The following is a 7,823-nucleotide window of genomic DNA, read 5'->3' as shown; positions in this document are numbered from 1 at the left end:
CCAAGAGCGACAAGCTCATCCTCCTTTTGCACCCAAAAACTTTACGACTTTCCGCCTCCGCGTGACAACCGATCCTGCACCACATCAACAAATAATCAATCTCGCCAAGCCGCCAAGAGCACCGAGCTAACCCACCTTTTTTACCCAAATAACTTTGCGACTTTACATCTCTACGTGACAACCGATCCTGCTCACCATAAACAAATAATCAATCTCGCCAAGCCGCCAAGAGCGACAAGCTCATCCTCCTTTTGCACCCAAAAACTTTACGACTTTCCGCCTCCGCGTGACAACCGATCCTGCACCACATCAACAAATAATCAATCTCGCCAAGCCGCCAAGAGCGACAAGCTCATCCTCCTTTTGCACCCTAAAACTTTGCGACTTTCCGCCTCCGCGTGACAGCCGATCCAGCACCACATAAACAAATAACCATCTCGCCAAACCGCCAAGAGCACCGAGCTAACCCACCTTTTTTGCCCAAAACCTTTACGACTTTACATCTCTGCGTGACAACCGATCCTGTTACTCATCAACAAATAATCAATCTCGCCAAGCCACCAAGAGCGCCGAACTAACCCACCTTTTCTATCCAAAAAACTTTGCGACTTTCCGCCTCCGCGTGACAGCCGATCCTGCATCGTATAAGCATTATCTCGCCAAACCGTCAAGAGCGCCAAACTCATCCACCTTGTTCTACCCAAAAACTTTACGACTTTACATCTCTGCGTGACAACCGATCCTGTTACTCATCAACAAATAGCCATCTCGCCAAGCCGCCAAGAGCGACAAGCTCATCCTCCTTTTGCACCTAAAAACTTTACGACTTTACATCTCTACGTGACAATCGATCCTGCTACTCATCAACAAATAGCCATCTCGCCAAGCCGCCAAGAGCACCGAGCTAACCCACCTTTTTTACCCAAATAACTTTGCGACTTTACATCTCTGCGTGACAACCGATCCTGTTACTCATCAACAAATAGCCAAGCCGCCAAGAGCACCGAGCTAACCCACCTTTTTTGCCCAAAACCTTTACGACTTTACATCTCTGCGTGACAACCGATCCTGTTACTCATCAACAAATAATCAATCTCGCCAAGCCGCCAAGAGCACCGAGCTAACCCACCTTTTTTACCCAAATAACTTTGCGACTTTACATCTCTGCGTGACAACCGATCCTGTTACTCATCAACAAATAGTCAAGCCGCCAAGAGCACCGAGCTAACCCACCTTTTCTATCCAAAAAACTTTGCGACTTTCCGTCTCCGCGTGAACATCGATCCTGCATCGCATAAGCATTATCTCGCCAAACCGCTAAAAGCGCCAAACTCATCCTCCTTTTGCTCCCAAAAAACTTTACGACTTTGCATCTCTGCGTAACCAATATTACATAACTAGCTAATCTAAGAAGATTTTATGCCTTTACAAGCCAATCATGTCAAGTATTCCCTAGCCGCCTTCAAAGCTTCTTCTATACCTTCTGGGTTTTTCCCACCTGCTGTAGCAAAAAATGGTTGTCCACCGCCGCCGCCTTGAATGTATTTTCCAAGCTCACGAACTACCTGCCCTGCATTAAGTCCGTTACTAGCAACCAACGCCTTCGAAATATAGCAAGACAATAAGGCTTTGCCGTTTATAACAGTTGCCAACAACAAGAATAAATTATCAAATTCATTACCTAACTCGAAAGCTACATCTTTAATTCCCGAGGCATCCAAATCCAATTGTTTCGCTAAAAACTGCACACCATTTACTGTTGTAAGCTCATTTTTAAGCGTTCCTTTTATATCCTTTGCCTTATCTTTCAATAAAGCCTCAATTTGCTTTTTCAAATCGGCATTTTCGTTTTGTAAACCTTGAAGAGCTTTAACAGGTTCTTTTGCATTATTGAGTAACGCCTTCATTTCTGAATAAGCCTTGTTATTATCTAAATAAAAGTCTTTAACCGCTCTATTGGTTATTGCCTCTATACGACGGATACCTGCAGCAATAGCACCTTCAGAAACAATTTTAAAATGCCAGATGTCTGCTGTATTCTTTACGTGTATTCCTCCACACAACTCAATAGATTGTCCGAAACGAATAGTTCTTACAGTGTCCCCATATTTTTCACCAAATAAAGCCATTGCGCCTTCTTCGAGTGCCTTTTCCATTGGAATATTCCTGTGCTCTACCAAAGGCAATTTACCTTCAATTCTCGCATTAACAAAATCTTCAATCTCTATAAGTTGCTCGGGAGTTACTTTAGAAAAATGAGAAAAATCAAAACGCAATCCATCTGGCTTCACCAAAGATCCTTTTTGTTCTACATGGTCTCCCAAAATAGTTCGCAAGGCTTGATGTAGTAAGTGCGTTGCGGTATGATTACTGGCAGATAATTCTCTAAGCTCGTTACTTACAACAGCTCTAAACGTTTCATTAAGATGACTTGGTAATTCTTTAGTAAAATGAATAATTACATTATTCTCCTTCTTGGTGTCTAGAATATAAACAACCTCTCCTTGCGCGCTTTCTAAATATCCCTTATCGCCTACCTGTCCCCCACCTTCGGGATAGAAAGGTGTTAAATTGAATACCAACTGATACATGTCTCCTTCCTTTTTGGAACTCACTTTTCTGTATCTTGTAATTTTTACATTAGTTTCAAGATAATCATACCCTACAAACTCTTGTACTGAATCATCAATTAAAACCGTCCAATCACCTGTACTTACTTCACTGGCAACACGCGAACGCTTTTTTTGTTTTTGAAGTTCTTTGTCAAACCCTTCTTCATCTAATTTCAAATCTTTTTCAGAAAGAATAAGTGCTGTAAGGTCAATAGGAAATCCATATGTATCATATAGTTCAAAAGCTTTTTCTCCCGAAACGGTATCGCCTTTAGTTTCTTCAACAATCCTATTTAAAAGCACCAAGCCTTGATCCAATGTCCTTAAAAAGGATTGCTCTTCCTCTTTAATAACATTTTCTATAAGCTGCTTTTGTGTTTTCAGCTCAGGAAAAGCTGTTCCCATTTTACTACTCAACACCTCAACTAATCTATAGATAAAAGGCTCTTTTTTATTCAAAAAAGTAAAACCATAGCGTACAGCACGTCTTAAAATTCTACGAATCACGTAGCCTGCCCCATTATTACTTGGCAACTGACCATCGGCTATAGAGAACGCTACAGCACGAACGTGATCGGCAATAACGCGTATGGCAACATCAACTTTATCATTCTTACCATATACTGTATTGGTAATCGTTTCAATTTCTCTAATTATAGGCGTAAACACATCCGTATCGTAATTAGACTGCACGCCTTGCAAGACCATACACAAACGTTCGAATCCCATTCCCGTATCGATATGTTTTTCTGGAAGGTTTTCCAAACTACCATTAGCCTTACGGTTATATTGCATAAAAACCAGATTCCATATCTCAACTACCTGTGGATGGTCTTTATTTATTAAATCTTTTCCTGGAATCTTAGCCTTTTCTTCTTCCGAACGGATATCAACATGAATCTCACTACAAGGCCCACAAGGCCCTTGATCTCCCATTTCCCAAAAATTATCTTTCTTATTGCCATTTAAAATGCGTTCTTCAGCAATATGTTCTTTCCAATAATCGTATGCTTCGGTATCTTTTGCAAGGCCATCCTCATCACTACCTTCAAAAACCGTTACGTATAGTATATCTTTATCGATGCCATATACTTCGGTTAACAACTCCCATGCCCAGGCTATCGCTTCTTTTTTAAAGTAATCTCCAAAACTCCAATTCCCAAGCATCTCGAATAAAGTGTGGTGGTAAGTGTCATACCCTACTTCTTCCAAATCGTTATGCTTCCCAGATACACGTAGGCATTTTTGCGAATCAGTAATACGTTTGCTCTTAGGCTCTGCATTTCCCAAAAAATATTCTTTAAAAGGTGCCATTCCCGCATTTACAAACATTAACGTAGGATCGTCTTTAAGCACCATTGGTGCCGACGGTACTATATTGTGATTTTTACTTTCAAAAAAACTTAAAAACTTCGATCGTATATCTTGTGACTTCATGTATCTATTTTGAAAACTCTTGTTTCTGTTAAATTACTATTAAAGCGAAACATTTTTTATCTTTACCATGCAAATTTATTTTAAATTTCGGACTGAGTGAACCAACTTAGAGAATATTATCGAAACATACTGTAATAATATTTTATAGTTTTGTTCGTTAGGTTAAAAATTAAAACATAACAAGGCTATAATTTCTTGCAAAAATAGTATAAATTAAGTAATGAGTAAGGTTAAATATTATTACGATTCTGAATCGCTTTCTTACCGAAAAATAGAACGTAAAAAGCGAACGACATTTAAATATGCAGCAGTATTTATTCTGGCCTCGGCATTGTTTGGTTTCTTATCGGTTTTTATTGCGAGTCAATATATAGAATCTCCAAAAGAGAAGGCCTTAAAAAGAGAATTGCAAAATATGCAATTACAGTACGAATTACTTAATAAAAAAATGGATCAGGCCGAAGCGGTACTTGCCAATATTGCCGACAGGGACAATAACATATATCGTGTTTATTTTGAAGCCAACCCAATCCCCGAAGAGCAACGAAAAGTTGGTTTTGGAGGTATTAACCGATATAAGGATTTGGAAGGTTTCGATAATTCCAAACTCATCATAGAAAGCAACAAACGTATAGATGTCTTACAAAAACAAATTGTAATACAGTCAAAATCCCTTGATGAGATAGCCAAGCTAGCTGAAGAAAAAGAAAAACTCTTGGCTGCCATTCCGGCTATTCAGCCTGTAAGCAATGAGGATCTTACAAGGATGGCCTCTGGCTACGGTATGCGTTCAGATCCATTTACCAAAGTAAGGAAAATGCACTGGGGCATGGATTTTACGGCTCCTAGAGGCACTCCTATATACGCAACTGGCGACGGGGTTGTTAAACGTGCTGATGCTGGCGCTACTGGATACGGAAAGCACATAAGAATTGACCACGGTTACGGATACGTAAGTTTATACGCCCATTTGTACAAATACAATGTTAGAAGAAACCAAAAAGTAAAGCGCGGGGACCTTATTGGTTTTGTAGGTAGTACTGGACGCTCGCAAGCCCCACACTTACATTATGAAATTTTTAAGGATGGCGCCCGCATTAACCCTATTAACTTTTACTACGGCAGCTTAACAGCTGAAGAATTTAATAAGTTATTAGAACACGCTTCTTTAGAAAACCAATCTTTAGATTAACCAATGTATATAGAACTACCCGAAAAACGATATTATGGCATTGGCGAAGTTGCGCAGGCATTTGGAGTTAACGCTTCTTTAATCCGATTTTGGGAAAAAGAATTCGACATCCTTAAACCTAAAAAAAATGCCAAAGGCAATAGAAAGTTTACACCCGAGGATATTAAAAACCTTAAATTAATTTTCCATCTTGTTAAGGAGCGTGGTTTTACCCTAGAAGGGGCTAAAATTCATTTAAAAGAAGAAAAACAGAAAACGCTTAATAATTTTGAAATAATAAACAAACTTGAAAACATAAAGAACGAACTACAAAAAATAAAAGAACACCTTTAAAATTAGAACGATTATGAAAAAATGGCTACCATTAATTATTGTTGCAATTTTTGTAATAGGAATGTATTCTTGGGGAAAAGGCATTAACAATACTGCTGTAAACCTTAACGAGAATGTAAAAGAAGCTTGGGGCAACGTACAAACCTCTTATCTGCGCAGAAATGACCTTATTGGTAATTTAGTAAATACTGTTAAAGGTGCTGCCGATTTTGAAAAAAGCACTTTAGAAGCCGTAATCAATGCGCGGGCCAAAGCAACGTCCATTAGTATTGATCCAGCTAATGTAACACCAGAACAATTAGCACAATACAACCAAGTACAAGGAGGCTTGAGCGGTGCCTTAAAAAGCTTATTGGTTACTGTGGAACGTTATCCCGACTTAAAGGCCAATCAGAACTTCTTGAAACTACAGGACGAACTAACAAGTACAGAAAACACAATCCAAACAGCAAGAACACGCTACAACGAAGCGATTAAACCCTACAACATTCACGTTAACACCTTCCCAAACACCTTATTGGCCGGATTGTTAAACTTCAAGGAAAAGCCCTATTTCGATGCCGAAGCTGGAGCAAATAAACCTGTGGACGTTAATTTTGACTTTAAATAAAGTATGTCCAAAATAGAAGATTTCCTTTCCAAAAAAGACGAACAAGCAATTGTTGACGCCATACGCGATGCCGAGAAAAACACTTCGGGAGAAATTCGTATACATATTGAAAAAACATCAAACAATAAAGATGTTTTTGATCGCGCTATGGCAGTTTTTCATGAGTTAAAAATGGACAACACCAAATTACAAAATGGTGTTTTGATTTATGTTGCCGTAGAAGATAAAACTTTTGTTATTTATGGCGATAAGGGTATTAATGACCTTGTACCAGATAATTTTTGGGACAGCACCAAAGACCTTATGCTAAGTCATTTTAAAACTGGACACTTTAAAGAAGGCCTCATTGCAGGCATCTTAAAAGCAGGTGAACAGTTACAAACATTTTTTCCATGGCAGAATGATGATATTGATGAACTCTCTAATGAAATTTCCAAAGGCTAAATCGTAACATGCAAATTTCCATACCAGGTCGAACACCCCTTTTTAAGCCCAAAGCATTACTACTTTTTATAGTAGCCTTATTGTCTTTACACTCAGTTTTTGCCCAATTTGACATTCCTAAAACCCCAAAAAAACAAACCAGCGTTTACGATTATGTCGGTTTACTATCTGATTCTCAAAAAAATAATCTCGAACATAAATTAATCAAGTATTCCGATACTACTTCTACCCAAATAGTAGTTGCTATTATAAGCAGTACAAAAGGTGAAAACATTGGACTACTAACGCCTAGATGGGCACATAAATGGGGCATCGGCCAAGCCAAGGAGGATAATGGCGTATTTATTTTACTAGCGAAAGATGATCGAAAAATATGGATTTCACCTGGCTATGGTGTGGAACATAAGCTTACAGCCGGAATTAACGGTGAACTGATTAGAAACATTATCATTCCAGAATTTAAACGAGGGGATTTCTATAGCGGACTCGACAAAGGCACCGATGCTATTTTTAAGGTGCTTAATGGCGAATACAAAGGAACCCGAAAAGGTTCTAACAAAAAGTCTTCTAAGGGATTCGGTTTTATACTCATCATTTTATTCATTATCATTCTTATTTCCATATCAAAGAACAGGCGCGGTGGTGGCAATGGCCGAGGAGGCAACAGGCACGATGGTGGTTTCGACATATGGGATGCCATTATTTTAAGCAATATGGGATGTGGCAATTACCGTGGCGGATCTGGAGGTTTTGGAGGCAGTTCCGGCGGCGGATTTGGCAGCGGTGGCTTTGGTGGAGGTTTTGGAGGCGGCGGCTTCTCTGGCGGAGGTGCTGGCGGTAGCTGGTGATTTTCTAATAATTCTTGCTTATTCCACTACTTTCAAAAATTTTCTAGGCACATTCAATAGTTCTTGATAATACCAATTATTTGGGGCAATCTTCATTTAATTTTGAATGCTCAACAATTCTTATTGTTATCATACCATTACCTCGATCTGTTCCTTTATAAACTCCTCCAATTTCAAAAGTCCGTTCAGTTATCCCAACAACACCTCCAACTGTTACACTTGCTGAATACTCTGCTACAAATTCATATCTGTCTAATCTATAGCATTGTCCGAATTACAAGACGCAATTCCATAAGCCATAATAAAAAGACAAATGAGTTTTCTCATATTTTTCTTTTCATATAGAT

The 7,823-nt window shown here is 39.0% G+C and carries 6 protein-coding genes; 5 read left to right on the top strand and 1 reads right to left on the bottom strand.

Going from position 1 to position 7,823, the window contains the following annotated elements; all coding sequences use genetic code 11:
* Positions 1 to 1,436 precede the first annotated feature (1,436 nt).
* A complete protein-coding gene (alaS, locus tag JF259_RS13450) occupies positions 1,437 to 4,049 on the bottom strand; it encodes an alanine--tRNA ligase (RefSeq protein ID WP_199115878.1) in 2,613 nt (870 codons plus the stop codon).
* Between the two features lie 220 nt (positions 4,050 to 4,269).
* On the opposite strand from alaS, the gene JF259_RS13445 reads away from it, so the two are divergent.
* Genes JF259_RS13445 through JF259_RS13425 form a run of 5 tightly spaced genes read left to right on the top strand, consistent with a single transcriptional unit; the run spans position 4,270 to position 7,476 of the window.
* Entirely contained in the window at positions 4,270 to 5,241 is a 972-nt protein-coding gene (locus tag JF259_RS13445; protein WP_199115877.1) for a M23 family metallopeptidase, read from the top strand.
* Positions 5,242 to 5,244: 3 nt separating this feature from the next.
* Positions 5,245 to 5,574 (top strand): MerR family transcriptional regulator, encoded by a 330-nt coding sequence (locus tag JF259_RS13440; RefSeq protein WP_199115876.1) that lies wholly within the window; start codon positions 5,245 to 5,247, stop codon positions 5,572 to 5,574.
* 13 nt (positions 5,575 to 5,587) lie between these two features.
* On the top strand, positions 5,588 to 6,184 hold the full coding sequence (locus JF259_RS13435; RefSeq protein ID WP_199115875.1) for a LemA family protein: 597 nt from the start codon (positions 5,588 to 5,590) through the stop codon (positions 6,182 to 6,184).
* Between the two features lie 3 nt (positions 6,185 to 6,187).
* A complete protein-coding gene (locus JF259_RS13430) occupies positions 6,188 to 6,628 on the top strand; it encodes a TPM domain-containing protein (protein ID WP_199115874.1) in 441 nt (146 codons plus the stop codon).
* Positions 6,629 to 6,636: 8 nt separating this feature from the next.
* Positions 6,637 to 7,476, top strand: coding sequence for a TPM domain-containing protein (locus JF259_RS13425; protein WP_199115873.1), 840 nt, complete (start codon positions 6,637 to 6,639; stop codon positions 7,474 to 7,476).
* The last annotated feature ends 347 nt before the right edge of the window (positions 7,477 to 7,823 follow it).

Origin of the sequence: Snuella sedimenti, from assembly GCF_016428595.1 — a bacterium.
Lineage (GTDB): Bacteria > Bacteroidota > Bacteroidia > Flavobacteriales > Flavobacteriaceae > Snuella > Snuella sedimenti.
This window is presented reverse-complemented; position numbering and strand designations above follow the sequence as displayed.

Excerpts from the sequence above, each read along its gene's own strand:
- JF259_RS13445 (WP_199115877.1), top strand. The coding sequence starts at position 4,270 with ATGAGTAAGGTTAAATATTATTACGATTCTGAATCGCTTTCTTACCGA.
- JF259_RS13430 (WP_199115874.1), top strand. The coding sequence starts at position 6,188 with ATGTCCAAAATAGAAGATTTCCTTTCCAAAAAAGACGAACAAGCAATT.
- alaS (WP_199115878.1), bottom strand. The coding sequence starts at position 4,049 with ATGAAGTCACAAGATATACGATCGAAGTTTTTAAGTTTTTTTGAAAGT.
- JF259_RS13435 (WP_199115875.1), top strand. The coding sequence starts at position 5,588 with ATGAAAAAATGGCTACCATTAATTATTGTTGCAATTTTTGTAATAGGA.
- JF259_RS13425 (WP_199115873.1), top strand. The coding sequence starts at position 6,637 with ATGCAAATTTCCATACCAGGTCGAACACCCCTTTTTAAGCCCAAAGCA.
- JF259_RS13440 (WP_199115876.1), top strand. The coding sequence starts at position 5,245 with ATGTATATAGAACTACCCGAAAAACGATATTATGGCATTGGCGAAGTT.